This window comes from Xanthomonas sp. NCPPB 2933, from assembly GCF_056725225.1.
The window spans coordinates 3,329,957-3,356,744 of record NZ_CM161518.1 but is presented as its reverse complement, the minus strand read 5'-3'; the positions used below and the strand labels follow the sequence as shown (position 1 = coordinate 3,356,744).

General features: G+C 60.2%; 21 protein-coding genes and 2 pseudogenes. 15 read left to right on the top strand and 8 right to left on the bottom strand.

Going from position 1 to position 26,788, the window contains the following annotated elements; genetic code table 11:
- Positions 1-28: 28 nt before the first annotated feature.
- The 10 genes and pseudogenes from AC1PLU_RS13685 to AC1PLU_RS13640 all read left to right on the top strand — a co-directional run.
- The gene (locus AC1PLU_RS13685) at positions 29-2,272 is read left to right on the top strand and encodes an AAA family ATPase (protein WP_481106509.1); all 2,244 of its coding nucleotides are present in this window, start codon (positions 29-31) and stop codon (positions 2,270-2,272) included.
- A 321-nt stretch (positions 2,273-2,593) separates the two neighbouring features.
- Positions 2,594-3,310: an AbiU2 domain-containing protein gene (locus AC1PLU_RS13680; RefSeq protein WP_481106508.1), complete on the top strand. Its 717-nt coding sequence runs from the start codon at positions 2,594-2,596 to the stop codon at positions 3,308-3,310.
- A pseudogene (locus AC1PLU_RS13675) lies at positions 3,310-3,564 on the top strand (JAB domain-containing protein); the annotation flags it as partial. The gene AC1PLU_RS13680 and the pseudogene AC1PLU_RS13675, both read left to right, overlap by 1 nt.
- Before the next feature lie 195 nt (positions 3,565-3,759).
- The gene (locus AC1PLU_RS13670; protein ID WP_481106507.1) at positions 3,760-4,341 is read left to right on the top strand and encodes a hypothetical protein; all 582 of its coding nucleotides are present in this window, start codon (positions 3,760-3,762) and stop codon (positions 4,339-4,341) included.
- Positions 4,334-5,752 carry an XVIPCD domain-containing protein gene (locus tag AC1PLU_RS13665; protein ID WP_481106506.1) on the top strand — a complete coding sequence of 473 codons (1,419 nt, stop codon included), beginning with the start codon at positions 4,334-4,336 and terminating at the stop codon, positions 5,750-5,752. The genes AC1PLU_RS13670 and AC1PLU_RS13665 overlap by 8 nt, the downstream gene beginning before the upstream one ends.
- Before the next feature lie 43 nt (positions 5,753-5,795).
- Positions 5,796-5,975 (top strand): hypothetical protein, encoded by a 180-nt coding sequence (locus tag AC1PLU_RS13660; protein ID WP_481106505.1) that lies wholly within the window; start codon positions 5,796-5,798, stop codon positions 5,973-5,975.
- Between the two features lie 285 nt (positions 5,976-6,260).
- Entirely contained in the window at positions 6,261-6,800 is a 540-nt protein-coding gene (locus AC1PLU_RS13655; protein ID WP_481106504.1) for a hypothetical protein, read from the top strand.
- A gap of 36 nt (positions 6,801-6,836) precedes the next feature.
- Positions 6,837-7,910: a Shedu anti-phage system protein SduA domain-containing protein gene (locus AC1PLU_RS13650; protein WP_481106503.1), complete on the top strand. Its 1,074-nt coding sequence runs from the start codon at positions 6,837-6,839 to the stop codon at positions 7,908-7,910.
- Between the two features lie 51 nt (positions 7,911-7,961).
- A complete protein-coding gene (locus AC1PLU_RS13645; RefSeq protein ID WP_481106502.1) occupies positions 7,962-8,195 on the top strand; it encodes a hypothetical protein in 234 nt (77 codons plus the stop codon).
- A gap of 152 nt (positions 8,196-8,347) precedes the next feature.
- A pseudogene (locus tag AC1PLU_RS13640) lies at positions 8,348-8,602 on the top strand (transposase); the annotation flags it as partial.
- Positions 8,603-8,777: 175 nt separating this feature from the next.
- Here AC1PLU_RS13640 and AC1PLU_RS13635 read toward each other — a convergent pair.
- The gene (locus tag AC1PLU_RS13635; RefSeq protein ID WP_481106501.1) at positions 8,778-9,944 is read right to left on the bottom strand and encodes a hypothetical protein; all 1,167 of its coding nucleotides are present in this window, start codon (positions 9,942-9,944) and stop codon (positions 8,778-8,780) included.
- 142 nt (positions 9,945-10,086) lie between these two features.
- Here AC1PLU_RS13635 and AC1PLU_RS13630 point away from each other — a divergent pair, with 142 nt between their 5' ends.
- The 3 genes from AC1PLU_RS13630 to cho all read left to right on the top strand — a co-directional run bounded on the left by AC1PLU_RS13630 (position 10,087) and on the right by cho (position 11,651).
- Entirely contained in the window at positions 10,087-10,323 is a 237-nt protein-coding gene (locus tag AC1PLU_RS13630) for a hypothetical protein (RefSeq protein ID WP_481106500.1), read from the top strand.
- Positions 10,324-10,556: 233 nt separating this feature from the next.
- Positions 10,557-10,787 (top strand): hypothetical protein, encoded by a 231-nt coding sequence (locus AC1PLU_RS13625; protein ID WP_481106499.1) that lies wholly within the window; start codon positions 10,557-10,559, stop codon positions 10,785-10,787.
- Between the two features lie 3 nt (positions 10,788-10,790).
- Positions 10,791-11,651: an excinuclease Cho gene (gene cho / locus AC1PLU_RS13620; RefSeq protein ID WP_481106498.1), complete on the top strand. Its 861-nt coding sequence runs from the start codon at positions 10,791-10,793 to the stop codon at positions 11,649-11,651.
- Between the two features lie 148 nt (positions 11,652-11,799).
- On the opposite strand, the gene AC1PLU_RS13615 is transcribed toward cho, so the two are convergent.
- On the bottom strand, positions 11,800-12,054 hold the full coding sequence (locus AC1PLU_RS13615) for a hypothetical protein (protein ID WP_011346616.1): 255 nt from the start codon (positions 12,052-12,054) through the stop codon (positions 11,800-11,802).
- A 258-nt stretch (positions 12,055-12,312) separates the two neighbouring features.
- Between AC1PLU_RS13615 and mobQ the strand changes: the two genes are divergently transcribed.
- Complete coding sequence (gene mobQ, locus AC1PLU_RS13610; RefSeq protein ID WP_481106497.1) at positions 12,313-13,899, top strand: MobQ family relaxase; 1,587 nt, start codon at positions 12,313-12,315, stop codon at positions 13,897-13,899.
- A gap of 746 nt (positions 13,900-14,645) precedes the next feature.
- Positions 14,646-15,383 (top strand): DUF2971 domain-containing protein, encoded by a 738-nt coding sequence (locus tag AC1PLU_RS13605; protein ID WP_481106496.1) that lies wholly within the window; start codon positions 14,646-14,648, stop codon positions 15,381-15,383.
- 347 nt (positions 15,384-15,730) lie between these two features.
- Here AC1PLU_RS13605 and AC1PLU_RS13600 read toward each other — a convergent pair whose 3' ends face one another.
- The 6 genes from AC1PLU_RS13600 to AC1PLU_RS13575 all read right to left on the bottom strand — a co-directional run bounded on the left by AC1PLU_RS13600 (position 15,731) and on the right by AC1PLU_RS13575 (position 26,778).
- Positions 15,731-16,534 carry a hypothetical protein gene (locus AC1PLU_RS13600; protein WP_481106495.1) on the bottom strand — a complete coding sequence of 268 codons (804 nt, stop codon included), beginning with the start codon at positions 16,532-16,534 and terminating at the stop codon, positions 15,731-15,733.
- Positions 16,535-16,832: 298 nt separating this feature from the next.
- Positions 16,833-17,201, bottom strand: coding sequence for a hypothetical protein (locus tag AC1PLU_RS13595; RefSeq protein ID WP_481106494.1), 369 nt, complete (start codon positions 17,199-17,201; stop codon positions 16,833-16,835).
- A 208-nt stretch (positions 17,202-17,409) separates the two neighbouring features.
- On the bottom strand, positions 17,410-18,207 hold the full coding sequence (locus AC1PLU_RS13590; RefSeq protein WP_481106493.1) for an NYN domain-containing protein: 798 nt from the start codon (positions 18,205-18,207) through the stop codon (positions 17,410-17,412).
- 590 nt (positions 18,208-18,797) lie between these two features.
- Positions 18,798-19,157, bottom strand: coding sequence for a hypothetical protein (locus AC1PLU_RS13585; protein ID WP_481106492.1), 360 nt, complete (start codon positions 19,155-19,157; stop codon positions 18,798-18,800).
- A gap of 105 nt (positions 19,158-19,262) precedes the next feature.
- Complete coding sequence (locus tag AC1PLU_RS13580) at positions 19,263-19,508, bottom strand: hypothetical protein (RefSeq protein ID WP_481106491.1); 246 nt, start codon at positions 19,506-19,508, stop codon at positions 19,263-19,265.
- A gap of 76 nt (positions 19,509-19,584) precedes the next feature.
- Positions 19,585-26,778 (bottom strand): hypothetical protein, encoded by a 7,194-nt coding sequence (locus tag AC1PLU_RS13575; RefSeq protein ID WP_481106490.1) that lies wholly within the window; start codon positions 26,776-26,778, stop codon positions 19,585-19,587.
- Positions 26,779-26,788 lie beyond the last annotated feature (10 nt).

Genomic DNA, 26,788 nt, shown 5'->3' with positions numbered 1-26,788 from the left:
CACGTGATGGCGTTGCCAAGGGGATACCTTGATTACCGGTCTGTCGATTCATCGATACAAGAGCTTCCACCCTACGGTTGCTCTCCCCATTAGCTTTGAACCTGGAACGCCCCCCAAGCCAGTGTTCCTCTATGGAACCAACGGCGCGGGAAAGAGTGCCATCGGAGAGGTCATTCAAGGCCTGAGCGGCGGCGATGAGAATTTCTCTCACTGCCAGATGCACACCTCCAACAACGCTCCCTATCGTGTGCTTGTCTACAACCAACGGTTCGTGGACAAGGTGATCCGCACGGCAGGAGGAGTTCCTGGAATCTTCACCATTGGGGCCTTGGACGCTCAGGCCCAAGCTGAGATCGAAGGCAAGAAGGGAGCGGCTGAGGCGCTTGAGGCTCAGCTAGAAGTGGTCAAGAAAAAGATTTACCACTCGATCGAAGCAGGGAAGAAAGTCCAGGAGGTGGCGATAGCAGGAGCTTGGAAGGCGCATTCCGATTACAACAAGCCGCCTTTCCGTGATCTTTTGAAGGGGTCTCACGGCGACCGCAAGAAGTTCTTCGACGACCTGGAGACCTATGCTGTCGCCGACGATGCCGAGCTGGACGGGTTGGATCGGCTAGAAGAGCGCCTTGCTGACGCGACCAGCTCGGAGACTGCTCAAGCAAAAGTCTCGGTTGACCTCTCTGGGCTCAATGCTATCGAAGCCGATCCGATCTGGGCCGAGAGGATCGTGGTCTCTTCTGCTAGCCGGCTGGCCCCTTTGATTGAGAAGTGGGGGAATAGCGACTGGGTAGGGAAGGGGCGCGACATCCCACACGGAGACGACTGCCCCTTCTGCCAGCAGAAGCTGCCGGAGAAGTTCACCGAGGACTTGGCCAAGCTTCTTGACGGAGACAGGCAAGCCCGTGTCGACCAGGTAAAGTTGCTCGCTGATCGCTATGAAACGACTGTCGGGCAGATAGAAGTGTCTGTAGCGCAGGTCTTTAGTCACACCTTTGCGCAGAAAGATGCGGTTCTGTCTCAGGCTTGGGAACTTTTGCTGGCACGGCTCAAGGCGAACAGTTCGGTCATGAGATCCAAGGTCGACAAGCCCGCAGAGCCTTATGAAGTCGCGGCAAGTGATGTCGAGCCAATGAAGGATGCCATCGGCGCCATCAACCAGCGAGTCACAGATTTCAATGCCAGAATCGCTGATCGGGCGACTGAACAAGGGCGTGTCCGAACGATGCTTTGGCAGGTGATGCGGCGGGAACGGGCTCCCGTATACGATGCGTATAAAGCGAGCAAGGCCCCGTTGGTGGAGGCGCTTACAACGGACCGTGCCGAGAAGGCTACCATTGAGAAGAGCCTGCAAGACATTTCCGTTCGTCTTAAGGAACTGGGGCAGCTCCAAACAGGTGTGGGAGCGGCCGTCGATAAGATCAACGCACGTTTGGTAGGCATGGGTGTCACCTCGTATTGCATTGCGAGGAAAGGAGAGGGCCATCTCTATTGCTTAAGCCGTCCCGGGCAGACAGAGGGCGACATGGCTTCGCTCAGTGAGGGCGAGAAGACACTCATCTCGTTCCTCTATTTCCTCGAGCGCCTGACGGGTTCAGACGAGGCAGACGCTGGTCCTGTCGACCTGGGCAGAACCATTGCTGTCATCGATGACCCGATTTCTAGCCTGTCGCACAACTTCGTGTTCGACATTGCCTCCATCATCCAGGAAGAACTCATCAAGCCGCCCGAGGGCGTGCCGCGATTGCGTCAGGTGATCGTGCTGACCCACAACCTCTTCTTCTTGCATGAGATGCTCCGGCAGACAGTAGGGCCGGAGTTGGCGAACCAGGCCAAGCGATGCCAGCTGCTCCGGGTGGTAAAGTCGGACTTTACAAAGGTTGTTCCGATGAAGGCATCGGAAATGATGAATGACTATCAGGCGTTGTGGCAGGTGCTTAGGGATGCGCGCGACTCCAATACGCCCGCCATCATGGTTCCCAACGCCATGCGATGCATTCTTGAGCACTTTTTCTGGTTTACTCACCAAGAAGGGAAGTTCAAAGAAGCCCTGAAGAAGGTGGCCGCCACTGATGCTTCCTTTACGCCGTTGGCGCGCTTCTTGGACAGGGGCTCTCACAAGGACGGTATCAACATCACAGTGGTCGACTTCCATCACTTTGACTTGAACTACTATTTTGGGAAGTTTAAGGCGGTGTTTGACGCAGCGGGATTTCCGGAGCATTACGCCGCTAATATGGGAATTGACCAAGCGCAAGACGCCGCTCCAGCTCCTTGATAGCTATGATAGGAGCTTGTCTAGCAGCGCGGCTCCGAGAGAGGATGGTGTCGCGCAAGTGCTCGGGGGACGCGTTCATACGCGGGGTTTACCAGTGTGAAGTATCGAGCCATCCAGCGCGCTACCCGCAAGGTCCTCAACGCTGAGGCCTTCCTGGTCTGCCCACGGGCTTCCAAAACGGCAATGTAGACGCGCGTCAAACGGCTTAATCCGAGCTTCCATAGGGTGCCGGTGGACGCGGAAAATAAGGGGTAGTGAGCAGTGACAAGCGCGGAAGAGTTGGAGCTGCGTATCCAGCAGATCGATGGGTGGATTCGGGCATTGACCAGCGAAGTTCACTTCCTGGACGAACGCGTTCATCTGGTCAAGCCGCTGGTCCAGGACAAGGAAGTGCAGGCAGCGATGCAGGCCAAATTGGACAGAACGTTAGGGGCGGAGTTATGGAACCACTTGGTCCCCTTGCTTGGACAGGACTACATCCGCGAATTGGCGAGACTATTCCTGGACGAGGGCAAGAAGACCGGAAGTCTTACCAACATCTGGCGCAAGTTGAACGTGTCAGGTGTTCGTGAGCGATATCGAGTTAGCTACGGCCAGATGGATGACTACCATTACGACAGGCCGATGGATGGATTCAGCCAGGAAGCCAAAGAGGAATGGCGGCGGCAAGATCGTGAAAAAAACTTAGCTCACTTCGATAATGAATGGTCGAGGCTCACCATGACGATGGAAGAGCTGTTCAATGATTCAGTTGGCAACAGCATTCGAACGTTTCGGGATAAGCGTCATGCCCACTGGGAAATGCAGCCATTGGGACACGATCCAGCGCCTTTCGACATCAGCACGCTGGGCCTAACCTACGACGCTGTCTTCGCTTTCGGTCAGGAGTGCGAGCAAATCCTGGCGGACCTCGGCAAGCTGCTTACTCACACCCACTGGGAGCCTTCACAGTTCAGCGAAATGAGTGCGGAGCAGGGCAAAGCATTGTGGATGACCTTGGCTAACCAGGGCGGAGCGGTGTGCAAAGCTGCCATCTAAGCGAGCACTTGTTCTCCGGCACAGTCGAAGGCTGCTAGATTCAACCCCGGGTCGTCGTCAAGTGTGCTCTGTAGCTCAACGCGGCCGCTCTTATCCTCTTCCACAACCATCCGAGCGGGAATCTAGAGTCCAGCCACGCCGACCGCCAAGTCACTGAGCGCCTACAGCAAGCACTGGCCATCCTGGACATCCGGATCATTGACCACCTGGTGATCGGCGGCCAGAAAAGTGTGAGCCCAGCGGCAAGGGGATGAGCATAGCCCCCTCTATCTACTGATTGGCCTGAGTCCAGGCGCTGGCGGTAAGCTGTCTAACCTCCCGACACTCGGATGTTGGCCATGGATATACCTAGTCAAGGAAGGCGCATCGCCAAAGCCCTTTCAGCAGGCACGCTGTTGTTGGGAGTGGCCGCGTGCGCGCAATCGTCAAACGCCCACCAGGAGAAAGCCATGAAGGAACCGACCTCGGCTGACGTTCGGCGCGAGCAGGACCGCGTCGCGGCACTTGTCGATGCAGCCGCCCCTGAGCGTTCGGCGCCAATGATGACCTGGGACGGCTATCCCGCCTTGCAACCAGGGGCTGAGCACACCCCGGACCAGCTTCTGAAGCAGATCAGAGCACTTGCCAAGGCTCTCCATGTCCAAGCAGACTCCGCCCCCGCCAACGTGGAGCGCGTGTTGGGCATCGCGCTTCCTCCCGACGCCAAGCATGAGCGCAGGGGGGTGACCGGCGAGGTGGGACAGGGCACTTACGAATGGGCTGTGTGGAAGGGCGCGCCCAAGCTCCCCGGGCACCGGGTGGAACTTACCCTTACCCCGAACGCCTGCCTTGCCTACGACGCATTGAAAAAGCAAATGGAAGCCGACGGCTTCCGGGTGTATGTGCCAACCTTTGGCGACGACCAGCGAATTACGTTCGACAAGATCGTCGGCCCCTCGCTCGGGCTCTACATTGCCGTGACTCCTGACCATCGGGACGCGCCGACCTGCGTGACGATCATCAGCTTTGAGATGGAGCGCAGCGATGCTTGACCCTCGCATCGAGCGCATGCTCCAAGAGACCGAGCAGCAATCGTCTCTGTCCCCAGGTGCAGCCAAGGACCTCCGCGAGGCGGTGGAGTCCTCTCCTTACCTGGTTGAGGTGATGACCAAAGCCATCGACAACGGCGACCTTGAGCACATCAAGTTCGCTCGCACGCCCAACGAAGGTGGGCACTACAGCCATGGCGAAAAAACGATCAGCGTAAACACCGACGTGTTGCAGCGACCGACTAGGTCAGAGCGGATAGACCAGCTCACCGGAGTCCTGGGGCACGAAACGGGGCATGCCTTGATGGCCCGCTCTAACGACCTCAGCACCTATAAGCTTTCCTACCGAATCGATGAGGCACTCAAAGAGGGTGCGCGCTACGGAGATGCGACGGTGGACATCACTCCGTTGGCAAAGGAATACATCAACGCTTCCCGGCAGAACGAAGCGCTCGCCGAAATGGTATCGATGAATTCGGTGGCCAGTCGGGTCAAGCACCAAGACAGCAACGTCAGCGAAGCGGAACTGCTTTATCGCCTCGACCCGACTACGCCCTGCGTCACAAATGGGCGGATGGCGCCAGGCATCCTGATGGATGTCCAGGGCATCCAGCACACCGACAACCGCATCGACAGCCCGGCGGTAAAAGCCGTGGCGATTTGTCAGTTCGATCAGTCCGGCAAAGGCCTGGGCGCATTAGGACAGTCCGACTACAACGCCTTTTACTTGTCCTATGTCGTGTCCGCTGGGGCTGCCGTATCCCGTGACCTAGACCGGGCCTCCAGCCAGGCGATTCCGAGCCTTGGCCTCAACCTAAAAGAGCTCGGCAGTTCGGTGGAAGAGATCCAGGCGGCAGGCATTGGGCTGGGAGGGCAGGGGAAAGCCTTTGGGTTCACGGATATCTCTGATGGGCAGCTACGTCCCAGTGAGGTTCGGCAGATAGGAAAAGGCGGCGCCGGCCAGCCGGACACGGCGCCCCAGTCCGTCGCCCGCGACCAGGCCGTGCTGGCCGACAACCCGGCACACGCCGACCATCAGACCTATGCCCGCATCCACGACTGGGTCAAAGGCACGGGCAACTGGAACGACGAGGAGAGCCGCAACGTGTCGGCGTCGCTCTACAAGCAGCAAGCCGAAGACTTGCTGTTGCAACGGGTGGACCGGGTGTCTGGAGGCGTGGGAGATAATGGCGCGCAAAACGTCTTTGCGGTCTATGCGCCCTTCGGGGACAAAGGACCGTTCTTCCATGCGCATGTCGACGGGCGCGAGGCCTCTCAGCAGCCGGCGCAACAGAACCTTCAGCAGGCCGAAACCATTCAGCAGAACCAGGCCCGCCAGCAGGCGCTCGAACAGACTCAGCAGCAAAGCGTCCAACAGGAGCAAGGGCCGCGCATGACGATGGGTGGTCCGTGACAGAGCGAACCGTATTTCAGTTTATGGACCAGCACTAGAGGTCTTGCAAAAGAAGCTTCGCGTATACGTGGAGCAAGCGCAGAACCGCTTTTTGTCTCAGTTCGAAGATGTAACTGAAAAGCAGGGCGGGCGCGAAGCAGCAAAAGTCGCAGTTGATGCTTTTTTCGTTAACCGTCGAGCCAGCAGCAAGTCCAAGCCGGCCGCAGATTCTGCTTTGAGCTAGGCCTTCGAGAAGGACAGAGAGGAAAAGAGTTCCACTGGCCGGCACCGACTAGTGCCAGTCTTTTTCAAGTGTCAGCTGCTAAGAGTGAACATGACAGAGACTGGCTTAGCCATGTTGCGATTGGCGCGAGAGGCTAATGAGAATTTGGCAGGCTACAGGTGGCCCGTCGCCGTCCGCTTCACACCATATTGGGGCGACCTCTACTGGGAAGGGATCCAGGGGAAGCGGGTCTTGCTGTTGGGCGAGTCGCATTACCGGAGGGAGGGGCTAAGCGATTCGTTAGAAGTGACCCGTCCCTTCACTCAACATCATTTCCGTGAGATGGCCTTGCCGGTCCGGAACGGCCGCGACGGCCCCTTCTTCAGGGCGCTAGACATGGTGCTCACCGGGCAACAGGGCTTCCAGCTGCAGGAAGCCGCGGAAGCTTGGAGGCGTGTGGCATTCATGAATCTCTCCCAAGCGTTCGCAGGTTCCCAGGCAAATCACCGGCCAGGAAATCAGGCGCTGCGCGATGGCGGGGACGTATTGGTTCGAGACATTCTGCCGGTGCTTCGGCCGGATGTGGTGCTGGTGCTGGGTCGCACCGCTTGGCGGCTCTTCAGTCATGGTGAACCGCAAACGGGCTTAGAGCCCTTCATCGCCCAACAGGTGAATCGAGGAGAGAGCAAGCGACGTTACATCGAATTCCGAGAAGTCTGGTCATTGGACTACGAGGGAGGGTCAGCCCTGATGACGTGGGTTTACCATCCATCGTGGAACGTAGATGCCTGGCAGGATCGCGCGGGAGCGCTGCGTCACCTCATGGCGCTTGCGAAACAGAACTGAGACTATCGGGGCAGCGTGGGCGAAGGGAGGGATCCAATGAACGGGACAGCGGAGTTGACTAAAGTTGTTCGGAAGACGGCGAGCAGTGGCAAGTTGGACTATGTCCCCGTCGTCGTGCTCAACGAAACGTCCAAGACCAAGCTTCATGTCGTTGGTTGGTTGATTCCGCACAGTGACCATACCGGCTTCTCCATGAAGCTAGTGGGGTTCAAAAAGACGAAAGCTTCGCCTTGGGAGGAAGACCAATCCAGGACGATCAACCTCACCGAGGTATCGACTCTCAAACTTTTTAAATACCTGCAGACCCATCTGCCTTTGGCCCAGCAATCCGAGACCGGCGAGTTCATTCTCATCAAGGTGGCGAACGGAGCCGCAGATCTAACCGGGTATGATCCGCAGTCATTGGTCGGCGCGCTCACTAAGGTGCTCTCCCATTCGGACCTGGTCCAGCACTTGGCTAGCACGGAGCTCACTCATGAGCTGACTACCGCGCTACGGGGATCTATTCGTCTCAGCGAGATGCGCTCCGCAGTCGCCGAGCTGCGCTCCAGCTTGGGTCGCGGCGAATCAGCAGAGCAAGTCTACCAGTCGTGGTGCGAGAAGCACTGCTGGGCTTTTGGCAATGCCTACGTGGTTCGGGACGAGGTGCGGGCAATCACTACCGGGGACAACATCGACCTGATGTTGCCTAACGTCATTGCTGGCTATCGAGACATTGTCGAACTGAAGCGGCCCGACATGGAGGTGCTGCTCTATGACAAGGCCCACAAGAATCACTACTTTTCCGCCGAGGTATCAAAAGCCATCGGTCAGTGCCATCGATATCTCGACATGCTCCACGACTTCGCAGACAAGGGCTTGCTCGACCACAAGGAGGTAGTTGCTTACCACCCACGCGCCACCATCGTCATTGGGCGCTCCCATGATTGGAATGATGAGCAGCAGCGCGCACTCCACGGTCTCAATCGGCGCATGCATGGAATCACGGTCATGACCTACGACCACCTATTGGATCAAGGAGAGCGGTTGATAGAGATGATGGCGCCGGCAGCGGGTCCAGAAGCCGCGTCGGTCGACGTTGTTGAGCTCGACGACGACATTCCCTGGTAGGTCATGTCAATGTATAAATGGATTTCTCAACCCGCCACGAAGGAGTTATAGATGAGCGTTTCAGTTCACAAGGACGCCCCCCACCTGAAGGTGTGCGAGTGGAGCCCGGAGTTGGGCGCTACCCCATACATTGCGTTCGAGGAATATTTGACTATTCCAGGGCTTGAGGATGCTGATATACGCTTGGAGTTCGCTAACAAGCCTAGTCTTGAAGAGGTGGAAGACCTGCGGCGCAGGCTAAAAAAAGCTGGCATGGTCTTCGTGGTTCAGCGAACCCTACGTTGATACAACGTTCATTAATTTTGCGAACCATCGAAACAATCACGTAAACTAAAAGGGCCTCCCATTGGGAGGCCCTATCAAGCCGAAATTAAACGGTGCCCTTTTCGCTCATCATACTCATACTGTTTAATGCAAATAGGCTAGATTACCTCTGAGCGGGCCGCGCCTACGACACCAACCGCGTCCGCGAACTGATCGAGAGCCAGGGCGCCGTCCCGAACATCCCGCTCAAGCGCACACGCCTGTGGAAAAGCTGCTTTAGCAAGACCCTGTACAAAGGCCGCAACGCCATCGAGCGCATGTTTTGCCGGCTTAAGGACTCCCGCCGTCTCGCCACACGCTACGACCGGCTCGCCGCCAACTTCCTCGGCAGCATCCATCTCGCCGCCGCGATCATGTGGTGGTTGTGAGTCCCGGCCCTAGTCGGCTGCTTAGGCAGGCACAAGAAGCCGCGAAGAAGCGAGTATGAAATGGCGATGCACGCGACGCAGGGTGACCTGTCGCGCGGTGATGAGGAGCTTCTAAAATACCTTCGCCTGCCATGTGGCGGTCTTCTTCAAACCGGCCTTAATCTCGGGAATGCAATCAGGAGCTGGTTGCCGATTGCTGCCCGGCTGCGTCCTGGATCAGAGTTGTAAGATACTGCAACATGCCGTCGTGAGCCTGATTAACAGCGTCGGTCATCTTACTCGCCGCTTCAACGGTATCAACAATGGCGATGATACTTATGACGGCCACCGCGACATTTACTATGGATCCCAGAACCTTCACCCGAGTCGACCACCTCGCCAAGCGCGCGACCTCCGGATCCGCTTGCGTCAGTTGGTCGGCAGCGGCGACATTTCCGGTGTCGGCGAAATTGGACTGGAAAACCCTTCGGACAGTCACCCACGTTTTAAAATCCACGATTGTCATAACCGACGTAAAGAGGGACATAACTGTAACAGTCGTGTCCCATGCGCCGGGGAATGCAGCTTTAAGGGCTGCCGCTTGGCTAGCGATTGTAGAGGGGAGGTCGGCTGCTGGAGCTTGGGAGATGGCAACCATTGCCTTATTCCAAGCCTGATCGATTCCAGGATTGTTTGCGCGCGCCAATGCAACACCATAAACGACATTGCCGTAATTCTGTGGAGTTAATGCCTGATTTGAGCTCAGAAGGCTGTTAGTTATAGCCATCAAAGTCGCTTGGATCTGCTCGTTTGTCGCTCCAAGTGACAGCTTCTTGAAGTTGATCACGTTGTTCTGAACAGCCGTATTCCACTGATTTATCGCTTCAAGCCCCGGCTGGCCGATAGTGTTATTGTTGAAATTTCCGATATAGCTGATGACAGTACCTTCATAATCTTCTGCGGACTGCTGAAGCTCCTGAGCCACGAAGTACGCGGCGATCGCACCTGCATCGATGCAAAGGTTAACGCCGGGCGCCCAGCTGAATACCGCAGCAGCGATTTGAGCTGCTGAGGCGGCAAGAGAAAGAGATGAGGCTGCAAGCGCTTCATCCTCCCACTTGCTAATCTCGCTCTTCGCCTCGGTCGTTGTTGCCTCAACCGCGTTCGTAGCGGCGGCGACGCCAACGCTCGCGATCCCCTGTCCGTATTGGTACTCATTCGCCGCGTTAGTGTAAACATCCTCTAGAGTGGATGTTAGGGTGCTATCGGAAGCCGACAACTCCAAACTAATCATTATCTGAGTGGCCAAGGAAATCGTGTCCGCGACCTGTTCCGAGGCAGTGAGAGTTGGAAGGCTGCTCATTTTCGCACCTCTTTATTCGTGTGATTCGAATTTCGATATTACAACGGACCGGCGGCGTGTGCCATTCTGGAAACACTCGCGGGCGGTGCTGCAGGATGATGGAAGCGAAGCAAGTGATCGCCCCTCGCTTAGCGACTTCGAAATGACCGATACCGGCTGGCGCATGACGGCCAAGACGGCCGCCAACTACGCGCCGGACAGCGAGTCTGCCGAGAAGACTCGGCTGGGGTGGATCAAGCAATACACCGAAGCAAACGGCTGCAAGGGGTTCGAAGTAACTTCCCGCTGCTGGACCAAGGATCCGACCGGCAACTGCGTGCAGACCGGCTTTTCCGAATCCGTGGGCTCGCTGACCTACGTCGGCACCTGCCAGCGTTAGCAGCCGTCGCAGCCTTTGAGACGGGGCGAAGCGAAACTTTGCTGGCCTGCTCTCAACGCACCTGTTCCATGCCCTCGGAAGTCTCGCCACCCCATCATTACGAGTGCGGCACCTTGTTGGTGCTGGCCTAAACCCCAGACACCAACGATTTCCTGGCCGGACTCCGCGGGCGCCCCAATGCCTTGGATTGGCAGCGGATCGATGGGTGGCAGCAACCAGGCGCCGGCTACTTCGTGATTCTCCTGGCTGCATCGGGAGAGAACCTCTGCGAGTTCTTCGCCGACGATTTTGAGGACCTGTTGGGCCCGGTCATGGATCAGGCGGCCGAGAACTCGGACGACATCGCGCTGGTTCAGGCCGACGGCATAGGTCCCTCGCGCGAGCTTGAAGCCATCAATGCGCACTGGGTGGCCATCGGCGGCCTATCCAATCCGACATACGACCCCTCCGTGAAGCTGCACTGACGCATGCCCAGCGCAAAACGGGCCCGCCGCGCATCCATCGCTCTCGACTACGCCTACCCAGAGCATCTGCGCGACTGCGTGGAAGCACTTCCCAAGACCGCAGGGGTCTACACCTTTCACGGGAAGGAAGGCCTGTTACCGCTTTACATTGGCAAGAGCGTCAACGTGCGCACCCGGGTGATGGACCATTGTCGCACCCAGGAAGAAGCCTTACTGCTGCGACAAACGACTTCGGTTTCCTGTATCCCCATGGCAGGGGACACTGGGGCGCGCTTGTTGGAGGCACAGATGGTCAAACGTCAGATGCCGCTCTACAACAAGCTGCTCCGCAAGGTGCCGCGGCAGTTCTCCATCCGGCTCTATCGGGGCGAGGTGTCCATCGTCCACTCGGCAGAATACGATGTGGCCTCCTCTCCGATGCTCTACGGGCTTTATTCCAGCCCGCAGTCCGCTCAAAAAAGCTTGCGGCGCATCGCCGATGACCACCGGCTCTGCTACGCCCTGGTGGGGCTTGAGCGGCTACCCTCGGGTCGCCCGTGCTTTCGGGCCATGCTCAAGCGCTGCGCCGGCGCTTGCTCGGGAGGTGAGACCCTGGACGAGCACGAAGAGCGCCTACGGGCTGCACTCATTCGTCTAGAGCTTTCAACCTGGCCCTTTCATGGCCGGATTGCGTTGGAAGAGAAGGGCGAGAACTTGCGCCAGCTCCATGTGCTGGATGCCTGGCACTACCTTGGCACCGTCACGACACTGACAGCGGCCAGGAAGCTAAAAGGCGAGCCGTTGGGCTTCGACCGGGACAGCTACAGGATCATCAGGGCTGCGATAGAGTCGGGACTTCACGCCATCACCGTCCTTGGTCCGTAGAGCTCTTCCGCACTATCAAGCAGGGCTAGATCCGTTGGCAAGTCATGGAACCGATGCAGCCGAGGGGCGTCCAGCAGGAGCAAGGGTCTCGGATGACCATGGGCGAGCACTGGGTGGCTTGCAAAAAAGCTGACTTGATAGTGCAAGGTTAGTGGAGCAAGCCTGCCCGGTCCCTCATGTGATTGAGCAGCAACGTTTCCAGTTCTGCCTCGTCTAGTGCATGGGCACCCGTCTGGAAGACTAGGTCAGCCACTCGCTGCCGTCGTCTCATCTCTTCGCGCCTCGCTGTTTCCTGCGCCTTTGCTTCGCGGCGCTGGTTGGCCAAAAGCTCTTTCGCTTGCAGCTGTGCTAAGCGCTCGGTGGCCCGCTGAATTTGATCTCGGTAGTGATTCGTTGCGGTCATGCGTTTCTCCTGTCGCTTGGAAATGAGTCAATCAGGAAAACGGCTCGCGTCAAGCGTTGAGGTGGTCTCGAATTTCGGCCGCTTCGAAAATTGAAAAGCCTGAAAAACAAGGCTTAAAAGAAAGAAGCAAGAGCGCACTGATGCAATGTCTGCGACATAGCGCGCGCCAGGTGCTACGCCCCCGGACCCCCAAGCGCTCCGCGCTTGCGCAAATCAAAAGCCACGGCATAAAGAGAGCAACCTCATCCGGAGCTCTGCATGGCCATCTACCACTCTCGTGTCAAAGTTTTTAGTCGTTCCCGCGGGGACTCTGCCGTTGCCGCAGCGGCTTACCGGGCCGGTCTGCTACTCATCGACCACCTCACCGGACAGCGCCACGACTACCGCCGCCGCGGTGGTGTCGTGGAGACCATCTGCCTGGTCCCCCAGGACGCGCCCGACTGGGCGTTGATCCCTGGGGAGCTCTGGCCGAAAGCCGAGGCGGCGGAGAACCGCAAGAACTCGGTGGTGGCCCGCGAGTTCGAGGTCGCCTTGCCACACGAGCTCAACGACGAGCAGCGGTCCCAGCTCGCCACGGCCATCGGCCAAGCGCTGGTCGCCCGCTACGGGTTTGCTGTGCAAGCCAGCATCCACTCGCCAGGCTCCCGTGACGGTCTGAACCATCACGTCCACCTCCTCGCCACCACGCGGCGGTTGACCAGCGACGGCTTTGCCGAGAAGACGCGGGAGTTGGATGGCGGCGCGTCGGGGAAGATCGAGATCGAATGGGTTCGCCAAACCATGGCGTCGACCATCAACGAGCACTTGGCGGCTGCGGGCATCGATGCTCGGGTCGACCATCGCCGCCTGGAGGTCCAAGCCGAGGAAGCTCTGGCTCGCGGTGACTGGGCTGAAGCCATGGTGCTGTCCCGGCAGCCCACCAAGCACATGGGTAAGGCGGCGTCCGCCCTCGAACGCCGGGGCGTGCTCACAGAGCTGGGCGCCGAGAACGCGCGCATCGTTCGAGAAAACGAAGAGGCCTTCGAACGGTTGCTCGCGCAAGCCGAGCAAGAGGGTAGGGCTACTCCGAGCTCCGCTGGTCATAGCCATAACCAAGCGCAGCGCGACCGTCGACGCCGGGCTGGCTCCAAGAACCACCTCCGAGCTTCTGTGCCTGGATTGGAAATCCACGGGCTTCGAGGCATGCGCCTGTCCGAGGCACTTGGTCGGCCTGCAGAAGAGATGGAACCGCGACCAATGCGCTCCATCGGTGAGCTGGCCATGGAGGCGGCTCGGGACCTGGCAGAGATCCTTTCGGCTCGGCCCGACTTGGCGTTGACCGCTACGCAGTGTCTGGTGGGGCGGTGGACCGCGCATGCATCAGCCCTTGTCGACGGTGTCGATTTGCGCAGGTGGCTCAACGGGCTGGTCGATGGACTGGGCCGGCTGAAGCGGAGTGTGCTGAAGTTTGCGCAGAGGACCGACGCCTTAGGGCGTGCCGAGAGGCTCTTCCACCTAGCTGAGCAGGCATGGGAGCAGTTCAACGGCGACCATCCTCGCCCCGATGGCGAGTGGTCCTCTCAAGAATGGGAAACGCGACGAGGACGGCGGTTGGCCGTGCTGGAAAAACGCACAGCCGAACTGGCGACAGCCCGGGCAGCGGTCTCCGAGCAGCGGTGGAACGACGACGAGAACGAGATTGAGATCCGCGCGGCTCAAGTGGAACAGTGGAGCGAAGCGATGCTCGCAAGTCCAGAGCCTGAAATCGTCCATGGCTCTGTTGCATCTATCGACGCTACTCCAGCCATGCCCAAGCCTTCGCCAGTGCCAGCGCCGCAACCAACACGCCGCCGGCCACGCCCCTGATAGAGGCCATTTAATGCTCTTGAGGCGCTATGCGATGCACCATGTAGCGCCGGATGGATACTATGACTAAACCCCGGCCCATTGCAGCCGAAGCTGCGGCGACGTTCACCCCACCATTGACTGCATCCGGTTTCCAAGTGCCTTGGTGGCTTAGCGTCACCGCTGAGGGCATGCCCAGCCAAATCGCCGACTGTTTGCGTATGGATCGAAGCTTGATGAGCAGGATTGTGAGGTGGTTGAACAAGGAACGGTCCACGTCAGGGCGAGCCAAGCCGATTGAAGCGTGATCTCCGACTTCACTCAAGCTGGACGTATGCAGATTGCCTCAGCGGCTGCGCGCGAGTGAAACCGTTTCGCAAAGCGTGCCACGCAATGGAGCAACGCTGAACACGATGATCTCACTGTGTTACTGCACTTCAACTTCCAGGCGACTAGGACATTGCAATTTCCACCTCTGGCCCAAAGCGAACGTCTGGCTTAAGCGATAGCGTCCCCGCGATGCAACTGTCCGCTTACGATCCAAAGCGGACATCCATCAATGCTTCTCCACGACCTTTGCGGGCTGGTCAGCTCGCTGAATCCGGTTGCACGTCGGCTTGTTAGCCGGCCCCCGTCGTCCTAAGATCGAGCGGTACCAGGGGATGGCCCACCATACGGTGTGCTGTGGATAAGTCGTATAGTCGGACCCAGGGATCCGGCTATTAGATAGTTGGACGTGCGAGGGAAAGATGTTCGGAGAACCATCGATGGAAAACAACGCAATTGGGGTCTCGAACCTTGATCAGCCGATCTATCGGATCTTTTCGACATGTTGGTTCGAGCATCTAATCACCACCGGCAAGAACGGACTCGTACACCCTTCATCCTGGGACGATCCGTTCGAGAACTTCTTTCTAAAGAATGAGGCGGAACTACCAGACGGGACGGCCGTCAGTCTCTCTCAGCTGTCAAGGAGTTGGTACGGACAATGCTGGACGAGAAATGTCGACAGTGACGCCATGTGGCGGATCTACAGCCCAAACAAGGACGGAATTAGGGTAAGAACCACAATCCGCGACCTCTTCTTTGACTTTTACGATCCCAGCGATAAGTTCGCTAGTCTCAAGTTCTTGATTGGAACTGTTGACTACCAGTCAAGAACACAGATCGAACAATTTCTCGCAACCACTACTTTCAACGATCTAGCTTTCGGCGGACAGCCTCACAGGTTTGCTAAGACATTGCTCATCAAGAGACCAGAGTTCCAGCATGAGAACGAGGTGCGCCTCCTCTTTCACGACACAGAGGGGACTCATGCAAACGTGAGTGTTGCGGTGTTCGGCCTTGACTGGAGAAAGATTGTCTCAGAGGTTGCTCTAGATCCGCGGCTGACGGATATCGAGTACAACCAGCTTAAGCAGAGGCTAGTTTCGCTCGGCTGCACAGTTCCAATTGTTCAATCCGAGCTCTACAAATTCACTCCCGCAAAGATCCGCTTTCAATAGGCGTACGTTTAATAATTCGTTCAAGCCGATTCCCGCTTAGCGGTCTCGGGCTTAACCGGACCGCATTGGGCGGGCCGGCTTGACTCAGGCGTTGGTCAATGTCTGCTTCTGGCCGAAACAGGGCCCGGGCGGCTGAACTCGCCTAGTGAACAGGGAGCGTCCCATTGGCATCGAAACAGCTTGACGGTGAGGTGATCCACGTTGGAACGAACCCTTGCCCTCTAGTGGCTCTTCGCCGCGCTCGCTTACAACTGCCGCTTCGATAAAGGGCCGATAGCCGTTGCGAAGCAGCGTTGCGCCACCGCCGTTGGCACGTGGGCGCCAATTTCCAACGTTAGAGCCTGCAGTCACCCGTCCGCAGAATTCAACACATCGAGTGGCAGTTGGGCCGCGAACTCCTTGTCAAGAAGAACAAGCGTTCGGATACCGAGCAGGCTGTATATGGCCATGGCCTTTTTCGCTAGCTTCTTGTCAGCCGTAACAAATGTACCGCAGTAGGCTGCATAGATGATGTGCGAAACGTCATGAAGCCGGGCGCGAGATTTGTCTCTGCCTTCACGGTGATAGCCTATTTTCTCCAAAAAATTTGCGGCCAAGTTAATATACTCCTGAAGCACCTTGAATCGATCCTTCAGATCATCGAACTGCCATGAAAGTGCGCGTACCTGCTCGTTCCTGCCGATAAGTCCCCGGACGAAAAGGGTGCGCACGATGAGCTCGCGATAGATAATGTGGCCGAGTATCTCAGTATGGGGAACGTTGTTCATCTCTCTGGGATCCCCGGCAGGACTTTCGTGCGCATCGGCTATGACGGAAGCATCTATCTCTTCGGCAACGTCATTCTTATCGTACTGGGCGACTACGCGTGCATAGCAGTCGTGTGGCGACTCGTCATACAGAACGACTCGATCGAGGGTGATGGGGCGAAGTCCGTTTCTGCCAGCAATCTTGGCGAGAAAGTCGATCTCAGCCTTGATGATGGCAGGCGGCGCCGCATCCCTTATTGCTGAGGCAGCAACGTCTTCCAAGTGTGCAGGGCTAAAAACTACCAGCTGACTTTTAGCGGCATGATTGAAGGCTCTCGTCAACGCTGGCTGTTGTCCCTGTCTTAGGTAGCTGATGACGTTGAAGTCCAAGTACAAATTTTCCATGCGAATCATCCAATGATGGGCAGTAATACTAGCCTGAAGATAGAACTTTTATTACGTTCAATCCGGTACTGCTCCCTATCGTGACATGGCCCGTTCCAAATGTCCGCTCCTGGCCGTAAGCGGACGCGCTCTTACCCCGCGTTGTGCACGAGCCTACGAATCGAAGCTTTTTTGCTCGGCTGTCGATTCCAAAACAAAGGGGAGTGTCCGCGCCACCGGCGCTAATCCGTCTGGCATGTTCATCGAGGCCTGATGGATACCAAAAGCCCCGCAGATGCGGGGCTTTCTTCCTTGGGCCCTAGCGGCAGGCGCGAGGGCGAGGGCGCAAGTCTGCGCGTTCAATCCCAATAGGCTCCTTGGGGCGGGGGACATTGTCCTTGTCCTTCTTCTTGCGCGCCTCTCGCCACTCCTCAATGGAGGTAGGCATGGTCGGCACGACGCTGCGATCCACGGCCGCTCGTTTGACGAGGATGGGTTTAGAGGGTGCCATAGCTGACGCCTGGGTTTGACTGGTCGGTCCTGGCCCGCCGAGCCTCAACAGCTCGGCAGCTAGGTCGAGCGCGTATTGGATGTCCTCGACTTGGTTAGGGGGACGGCGTGTGGTGTGTTGCCGGAGGAGGTGGCCGAGCAAGCGACTGGCGACTTGGATTTGCGTTTGGTGGTGCATGGGTGCTCCTGTGTTGGGTAAGCCCTCATCCAACCAAGAAACGGTGCTTACGCAAGAGCTCGCTTGTGGCTGCATTTCACAAATTTGAATACACGAAGAAATTCGATGGCAGTTATGCCATTTGATGAATAGGAAAGATTTCAACTGGGTCGGCGTCCCCGATTTGTCGTTTGTAGAAGCACATGGTCCGCTGAGGCAACGGGAGCAATCACGCCGTATCGGCGGGCTCTGGCTTGTGCGCGATGCTGACCGACCAGCCGCCGGTCTCCTCCCGTTGCGTGGTCAGCAGGTCGTAGGTTTTCACCATGTTGAGCAGACCGGAGTGGCCGTAGAGGTTGGGTGAGAAAGACGGGTCAGTGCGTTTGAGGTATTGGCCCAGTGCTCCCAATCCAACCTTGCCTTCAGAAGTGTCTCCAGTCAGTAGGGTGACGGCTTCAACCAAGAACCGAGGGCGGCGCTTGGGTAGCGGCTTGGCTTCAGCGCGGGGCGCTTCTTCTTTCGCCGCCTCCGATTTCAGGACAGGAAGTTCATTGCCCTGGACTTCGGGTGCTGCCGCTTCCTTGGCCTTCCGGTCCCATTCGAAGAACTGGTCGCAGGCGTTGCGCAAAGCATCCGGGGTCTTGGGCTCGCCCACGATGAAGACCGTCGCTCCACGCTCCCGGAGCTTGCGGCAAAGGTAAGAAAAGTCCGAGTCGCTGGTGACTAGGCAGAAGGTGTCGGCTCGGTGATCGAACAACGCCTCCAAGGCGTCGAGCGCCAAAGCGATGTCGGCCGTGTTCTTGCCGGAGGCGTATTGATATTGAAGGCACGGGGTGAACGCCTGGCGGACCAGGACTTCCTGCCACTTGCTGGCGAGGGTGTTGTGGTTGCCATACCCACGGCGCAGCACGACCCGGCCGAACTGGGCCACCATGAGCAACGCGTGCTCCACGATGTCGGTCGGGACGTTGTCGCAATCGACCAACACGGCGACACGTGCTTCAAGCGGGCTGTTTGAGTTGCTCATGTCTGTGAGGTCCCAGTTTATGCAGACAGACAATGGCGTCAGCAACTTGCCGATGGCAAGCGGGCGCTAGCAATCGAGCCAAGCCCGGCGCTATGATCGAGGAAACATTGACAGGAAACCTGCCGAGCACGCTTTCTGCAACGGATTGAATGGGTTAAGTCGGACGTGATCCGATCCCACTCTCTCCGCCAAATCAAGGTGCGTTGTTGCTTGACCACAGCGTTAAGATTTTCTCGAGATCCCGAAGATCCGAGAAGAACGCAAGTCGGGACATCTTCGACTTCTTGGCAAGACTGACGCAGGCCACTGTTGCCTAATTTGCTGCCACCTTCGCGCCGAATCTAGGCGGGTGGTTCGGCTATAAACGCGTCCGGCAGCAAGGTGGCTGAGTTCAGCCTCTATCCAAAGCGCTCAATGCGCTGTTGGCGACTTTATAGAGCCACATCCGTCTTACGATGCCCAAAATTTATCTGGTCAAGAGCGCAGTTCATCCATTAACCGGTTGGCGTTCTTGAAGCAGGCGTGCGCATGGCGGCCAATCCGATCTGTTCGACTCAGCCCCGTCAAAGAACCCATCTCCGACGCTTACCTCAAGCCGCTGGTGTGGTGTCGGGCAGCACGATCCCTCGGCTGGAAAGCAGGCTGACCGAATTGCGGAACACGTAGAGAATCAGGTCATCGTCGATCGAGCTGCTGTCGGGAATCACGACGACGCAATCGATTTGTTTGTGCTCGGGCGGAATCGTGTCCGCGAACTGCACGGAGAAGTCGTTGGATCCCATAGCGAAGGTGCCGGATGGGTCCGGGTAGCGCGAGCGTGCGACGATGACGAAGTAGGGCGTGCATGTGGCGGAATTCATCGGGCGCGCGGGCGTGCTGACAGGCGTGTTGTTGATGGAGTACGTCGCGGCCGAGGCGCTGATGTTTGCGATATAGACTTTGCCCGTCATTGCATCCTCCGATAGCGCATGGGTGTCACTCCGGTGGTCTGGCATCGTGACTGCCCGCAAGCCGGTGGCGGCCCGGCGTGTCGGCAGGGTCGCCGCCGGTCCACATTACGTCTGCTGCTGGAACGTGGCGGTCAGCATTCCGCCACCTGGCGCGTGCACCAGCTCTACTACGATTCCGGGCGGATAATTCGGGTCCGAGATGCTGTAGGTGTTGCCGACCACCAGATCCCGGTTGGGATACGGCGCGATATGCGAGACGAGGTACTGGGTCGGGTTGCCGGCCTGGACCACGATGTTGTTGCCGTTTGCGATGACGCGGAAGCCGGGGATTTGCTTCACGGTGGTAGGCATGATGCGGTTCCTTCAATGATGCGAGGCGGAACGGGCGGCCTCGCTGCGCCCTCGGCGTCGGAGCGGTCGTTGGCGTTCAAGGGGAGGGCTTCCACCCGCCCGGCGGAACCTGGATCTCCAGCTCGGGCGCAAGCACGATCGGTACTTGAGTGCCTTCCACATTGGCGAACAGCGTGACGTCCAGACGCAGCAGTGCGACGTCGGTGGATGGCTGCATGATCGCGAACCAGCGCGCGCAGTCGTTGGCCAATTGTCCGGCCAGCACAGGCAGCGTCACGGCATCATCCGAGACGGCTTGCGCGTCATCGCTGGTGAGTCGCACGTCGGTGGCCAGCAAAATCGGCATGTCGCTCCACAGGCCGGTGCCACCTTGTGCCGGCGCGGCAATCTGGTAGCTATACGTGGCAGCGATCTTGAGCAGGCGTTCCTTGGCCGCTGCGCTGGTGGCCTCGGCGAGCGGCGCCAGCGCGTTTTCGATTGCGTCGGCCAGTGCGTCGCCGGAGCCGAACGTGCAGCGCGGTACGGTGATGATCGGCACCACTGGCGAGGCGAACGAGACCTCCGGCGTCCGGTAGATCAGGGCGGGATTGGTCCTCACGCCGTTGGCGCTGGCGAGATTGGCGTTGCGGACGATCCACCAGGTCGAATAGCCGGTCTGGCGCGTGGCGATGTCCAGGTTCTCCCAGACGACGTCGAGGGTGCCGGTGGCTGCTTCCGGCAACGCCGCGTAGGCGTAGGTCGCCATGAACCAGCACGCCGTGTCGTCGGGTGCAGCCGCGCCAGCGGGTGACACCTCGCCGTGCATCTGGCCATTAATGGCTGGCCAGACGATGCTTGCGGCATCGCATTGGCCGTTCGCATACGCACCCTGGGCGAACAGCTGCACGGTTTTCTGTTCGTCGAACGCATGCGAAAGATTCAAGACGTAGCCCGTGCTCGACTGCGCTACCGGCGCGTTGGCGAGCAGCACCCGGGCGGCATCGCCGGGCGGGCCGCGCCATGCCGCCCACGCAGCGGTGACATGGCCGATCTGATCGAGCAGTGCGCCGATCACCTGCTGTGGTGTCGGCATGCCCACATGTGCGTCGAACGCACTCTGCTGCAGCGCGAGCACGGCGGGCCGCAACACCGGCCAGGCGGCCATGAACGCGGCCAACGCCTCGAACACGGCTTCGATGGTGCCGAGGTCGGAGAGCTGCCGGCCGCGCAGCGTGCCGCTCACTGGCCGGTTATAGGTCAGCGTCAGCCACAGTTCGTCCTGCGCTTCCTGCTCGGCCAGCACGAGCCGGGTCGAGTAATCCCATTGCAACGCGGTGGTGGCCGAGGCGGTGAAACGGACGGGCCTTGTCTGTTCGGCGCGCTGCGTCTGCAGCACCGGCGAGGCGGGAAACGCGCGCACCGGCACCGGTGCGTCGATCGCACCAAGCGGCATGGACAGCGGATCGTTGGGAAGTTCGAGCACGAAGCGCAGCCATTGCGACGGCGTATAGCCGAATGCCGCTTGCGTGTCGTCGATCAGATGCTCGACGAAACGTGCGCCGTAGGTCAGGTCCAGATGCAGGTTGGCATCGTTGCCCGCGTGTGCGGCCGTCACCAGGAAATTGAGCAGGCCAGGCGTGGACGCGGTCGTTGTGGCAATCGGCAGCTTTGCGCTGCTGATGCTGCAGGAGGAGGGTAGGGTTTCGGTCGGGCCACTTGCCGTAGCGCTGGCAGTGAGGCCACCGAAGAAACGCGGTGGCAGCGTGCCCGCTTCTGCGGTGTTGGCCACGAAGACGTCGGCCGGCACTTGTACGATCGAGGAGACTGCGTAGGCGGTCGAGAGTGCGGCCAGCACGCTTTGTTCGAATTGATCCTGCGCGGCGGCAAGATCGCCGCCGGAAAGCGATGGGAACACCGGGCCGACACCGCGCGCGAGCGCTTTTGCCAGGGTGGCTTTCTGCCCCATCAGCGTCTGGTAGGCGGCACCGTCGAGCGCGGCGAGCGCGGCGCAGTTTGCCGGCGCGAGCAGTTCGTCGAATGCGGATAAAAAACTCTGCGCCCAGGCATCGACATCCACGCCACTGAAGGTCTGCGTGGTGTAGGTCGGCACGAGCGTATCGGGATTGTAGACAGGCACCTGGGCGGGACCGGACATCAGCTTGGTGTTGAGCGGCAGCAGGGTGAAGTAGCTGGCCGCGTCCTGGCGGAACTGCACATGGATGCCGTGAGTCTTGCTCCAGCGCATGCCCCATAGCGAGGCCCCGCCGTCGCCGGTTGCCGGGCTGTCGGCTGTTGTGCGCACGGCGAGCCGGGTGGTGCCGTCGGCGCCGTCGAAACCCGCGAAGCTGGCCTCGAACTGGCTGGCAAACCAGGCCAGGCCGACATCTTCCACCGGCGCCGCGCCGCTGGCAGCAGCGCGCTGGCGTGCGCGGGCAGTGCCCTGCGACGGCGGGTCGAGATCGGCGGCCAGCGGCATCGCCACCGACACCGCGCGCGGCATGCCAGTGCGCGCTACCTCGTCGACCAACTCGGGCGGTCGGGCGAAGGTGAGCGTGACCGTTACCGCAAACAAATCATCGCCGCGATTTGCCAGATCGGTCTTGTCGAAGGGGAGCTGCAGCAGCAGGCTTTTGGGCGTTGCCGTGCCGCCGCCGAGCGCGTTGCTCAACTGCTGCACGATGTCGTTTGCGAACGCAGTCAGCGCCTGCTTGATGGCGCTACCGTCGCCGAGTTCGCCGCCGTTGGAGGGCAACACCGATTGGGTGAGCGTCACGCAGGTATGCGGATCTGCCAATTGCGCGGCTACCGTGGCATAGCGACCGAGTGCTGCGCGAATCTGCTGCTGGGCGCGGTCGTCGTCGGTTGCGGTCGCACCAGTTGCCAGGCCATGTACGCGCACGTGGGCCAGCGCCGGATCGGTGCGGATCACCAGGCTGGGGTCGAACTGCATCGACAAGCCCAGCTGGCTAGGCTTGTCCAGCTGGCCGGGTTCGAAGCGATAGGCGCAGCGCACGCCAGGCCATTCCATTGGCGCGAGCAGCGCATCGTTGTAAAGCACCGGGAAGTCGGTGGTAAAGGTGTCGGTCGCGCCGTCGAGCGCGTTGCCGAACACGTCGTTCACGCGCAGCGTCAGATTCGGCTTGCCGCCGATCGCCGCGTAGGGCAACGGCGTGCTGCTGACCAGTCCATTCTGGGTGACGAAGCGATAGGCAGGCACCACTTGCCGATAGCTCTGCTGGGCCGCGTCGAAGCTGTCCGGGCGCGCAGCGTTGGCCGCGTCCTCCCCGGCGCTGTCGGACGACGGGCTCAGCGCCAGACTCCACAGCGAGGTGCCGAACGGAACCGCGCTGTCGGCCGCTGCGCCGTCGATGCGGAACTGCAGCAGGTGATAGAGGGCGGCGATCCAGTCGGCGTCGTACAGCGTGCCGGCTTCGCGCGCGAGCATCGTGTTGGCAAGCGACCAGTCGGCCACAAAGCCAAGACAGCCGGGCGGATAAGACGGCTGGTAGTGCAGCAGCGGCGTGCCTGCGGCGTCGGCGACGCCGAGATACAGCGTGCCGTCCACGCTGCCCTGTGGCGCGAGCGCGAACGCGTTGTGCCAGGGCTGGAACGTGGTCGAGGCGGGGAAGCTCACCAGCAGCGTAAGGGTGGCGGTGTCGCCGTTGGCAATGCCGTCGGTGGGCGCCGCTTGCCCCTTGGGGGTGAAGATACGCACCGGCAGCGGTTGGCCGCTGACGTCTGCGTAGCGCAGGAAATAACCGTCCGACTGGGTAACGCTGACTTCCCAGATCAGTTGCAGAAGCGCTTCGAGGCGCTGCTGGTTTTCCGGGGCGTCGGGGTGCTGCGGATCGGGGAAAAGTGTCGACACCGGGCCGAGTGGGTCGTCGCCCGCGCGCAGCAAGGTCTGGCGCATCGGCACATTCGCAAGCGCCGGTTCGCTGCTCGTCGACAGGTTGGTCTTTGCCAGCAATATCGGCTGCGCGGACAACGAAATCGCGTCGGACTGATAGCCGGTGGTGGTGGCGTCGTAGAGCACCGAAAGCGTTGCGCCGGCCAGTGCTTGCGCGCTGAGTAAGGCATGGATGCGCTCGCGCGTGGCGTCGTCTGCACCGCCGATGCGGTAGATATCGGTGTAATACGGATTCGCAGGGCCGCCGTCGCCATCCACACTGCCGGCTGCGGCGCGATTCACCAGCCAGATCGGCACCTGGATCATCAGGGCCGGGTTGACCTGCTGCAGGCCGACCGGGTCCGAGGTCTGCGGCCGGCCGGTCTGGACCGTCAAGGTGAGCGGCGCGCCGGCCGACTGCTGCAGCACCGCCGGCGGCAGCGGCACTACGAAGCGTGCTGGCGCGTCTGGTGCTGTCCAGGGCAGGCGATCGCGCGCGGCATACCAGACGGCCTCGCCATGCACCGGCGGGATCGGTGCCACGCTGACGGCCGCAGCTGCGGCAAGCGCCAGGCCGCGTCGGCTCCATCGCGGGCAGGGCACCGGTGGCACGGCCTCGACGGGCATCGTTGAGGTGACGCTGCTGCCGCCACCGGCGAATTTCACCGGAATTGCCGCCACCGCGCCGAGCGGGGCGGGTGCAAGCGAGAGGGTCGCCGAGACGCTGGTGGGCGGCTCGCTTGCGTTGGTCGCAATTGCGAACTGCTGCCCGTTGAGCGCGTAGCCGGCGGCAATGTCGAGCGTGTATAGATCGACCCTCTCGATATCTGCTGGCGTTGTGGCCGGGTCGGGAAGGCGCATGCCGTTCATCAGGTAGCGCGAGGTCATGCCCCCCAGGGTGCGCGTCAGCGTAGTGTCCGGCAGTGCGCCGGGTTGCCCCGTCCCGCGCTCTGTGTCGGCGAGGCTGCTCGCCATCTGGCGGCACAGCGTGAGGAAGTAGTCGTCGAACATGTAAGCGGTCAGCGATGGACCCTGCGGCGCGTCGCTGGCGGCTGCGCCGAAGCGTGCCGCGCCGCGCAGGTCGGGGTTGTCGGTCAGCACGCTGAGCGAGAGCTGGGCGAAATAGGCCTCGACGGCCTGACGGTAATCCGGATAGGTGCGCGCGTGGTCGGCGAACACCAGCGGTGTGTCGTGTCCGGTCCAGCTCATCTGCAGCGCGTCGAACATCGGGAACATCGCCCAGTCGCCGTCCTCGCGATGCACGCTTAGATCCATTGGATTGAGCGTGAAGCGGACCTCGGTGGACAGGCAACCGGTCAGCGTCTTATCCCACTCGGCAGGTGGCAGAGCGCGGCCTTGTCCCAGGTTCGCGATCACCTGAGCCCAACTGCCGGTACCGTTGGACCAGGTGCGCAAGAGCCATGATGCGAGCGCGCCGACCAGCATCTCGAGCGCGCTCAAGTGCGCGGCGTCGCTGGCGCCGGGCGCACCGATGATCAGCGTCGCCACGCCGACTGCGCTGCCGACGTCAGCCGTATACACCACCGACGGCTGCAGCAGGAACGACAGCGCCACCTCGACCGGCGCGACCGGCGGACTTGCGTGCCATGCGGTCCGGGCCAGCGGTGCGGTGGCAGCACGCAGCCGCTGACGATGGGCGAGCAGACTGCGCTCATGCTGTTCGATGCCGCGATGCGCCCAGTCGTTCATGCCATGGAAGGCGGGATCGAGCGGTCCATCCAGGCTGGCCGGGGTGCCGCCGGTGATCTCGAAAGAGGTGGAAATTGTGGTGTGGAAGCCCACCGAGATCGTGACAAACAGGATCTTCAGGCGTGCCTCGGCGTCCACGCGCGCGGTGACGTTGATGACCGTGCCGTAGCCGGTTTCGAATGCGATGCCGGCAACCACCGAGAGCCGCACAAGCACCGAGAGTTTGACCACGCTCAGATCGACCTCGCCCTGCAACTGCCCGACGATGCCGACGGTGGCGGCGAACCAGAAATAATCGGGCGTCTTGGAAACCGAGCCGCCATCCGCCGCGTCGCGCCATGCCAGGATGCCCTGGAAGGTGCCCTGCGCGGTCAGCGACAGCGACGCCGAGAATGGGCCCGCACTGATCGAACGCCCGACCCCGAACCACATCGCCAGACCGAAGGTCACAATCGGGTTGTAGCTGACCACGTCGGTGGCCGCCGCCGAGCCGATTGCCTTCAGCGCGGCGGTGGCGCTGGCTGGATTGTCGCCGCAGCGCAGCTTGCCGAAATAGAAGCCGCAGCCGCCGGTGAAGATGTAGACCTGCACGCCGATCGAATCGTCGCCGAGCGGCCAGCCGACGCTGACCTTGAAGTCGCCATTGGTGTAGATCCAGATCTTGAACGAGGGCAGCGTGAGCGCCACCGCGCCGAGGTTGATCTGACGGAACTGCGTGGGCATCGTCAGCGCGCCGTAATACACGCCAAGATGTGGGCCGAGTTTTTGGTACAGGATTTCGAACAGCAGCCCTTTGAACTGGTCGGCCGAGCAGGTGATTTCCAGTCCGTAAAGCACTGGATCGTTGAAGACGGCACGGATGTCCCAGCCACGCACCAGGATGTGTGCGGCCACGAACCAGTCACGCGATGCGTCGTAATACGTGCCAAGACTATCCAGCAGTTGCCGCGGGTCGTTGGTGGTGAACGTCGATTCGAGTTCGGTAAACATCGCCGCAATCGGATCGTCCTTGGTCATATCCACGCGCGGGCCGAAGCGCTGGCCCAGGCCCAGATACTTCACCTGGAAATTGCTGCCGCCCTGCGCGGGGACCGGGAACGGATAGTTGACGACCGAGGTTTTGGCGTCATCGTCCAGCGGTGCGGCGATCGTTGTTCCCGGTTGGATCCCTGCCGCGAGCAAGCGCGTCTGCATAAACGCGTCCTGCTCCGAAAACGCCACGCGTGCACTGACCGCCAGCCCATCCTTGGACGTGTCGTAACCGACGATCAGATCGTAGACGGTGAATTTTGGCTCGATGGTGACCGGGCCATAGCTGCCGCCGAGCCGGATGCCGTAGCCATCGTCGTCGTACAGTTTCACCACCAGTTGTACTGCCGTCACCTCACCGACCGATACGGTCAAATAGGGTGCGATCTTCACGTCGAAGATCTTGCTCCATGGCAGCGAGGCGCTCAGATGCGCAATCTGCCCGACCGCATCGATCCCCAGCATCTTGGCGATCTGTCCGATCACCGCGCCCAGGCTCAGCGGCGGCTGCCGCGGCGATGGCCCCACCACGAATTGGGCAGGGCCATCGCCGAACGCAAAGCCGAATTGCAGGCCATAGCCGGCCGCATCGGCATCGACGAGTGCGTGCGATGCCGACGGCAGCAGCAAGGTGGCTTGTACGCCTAGCGTGAACCTGCTCATGGGCGGCGCG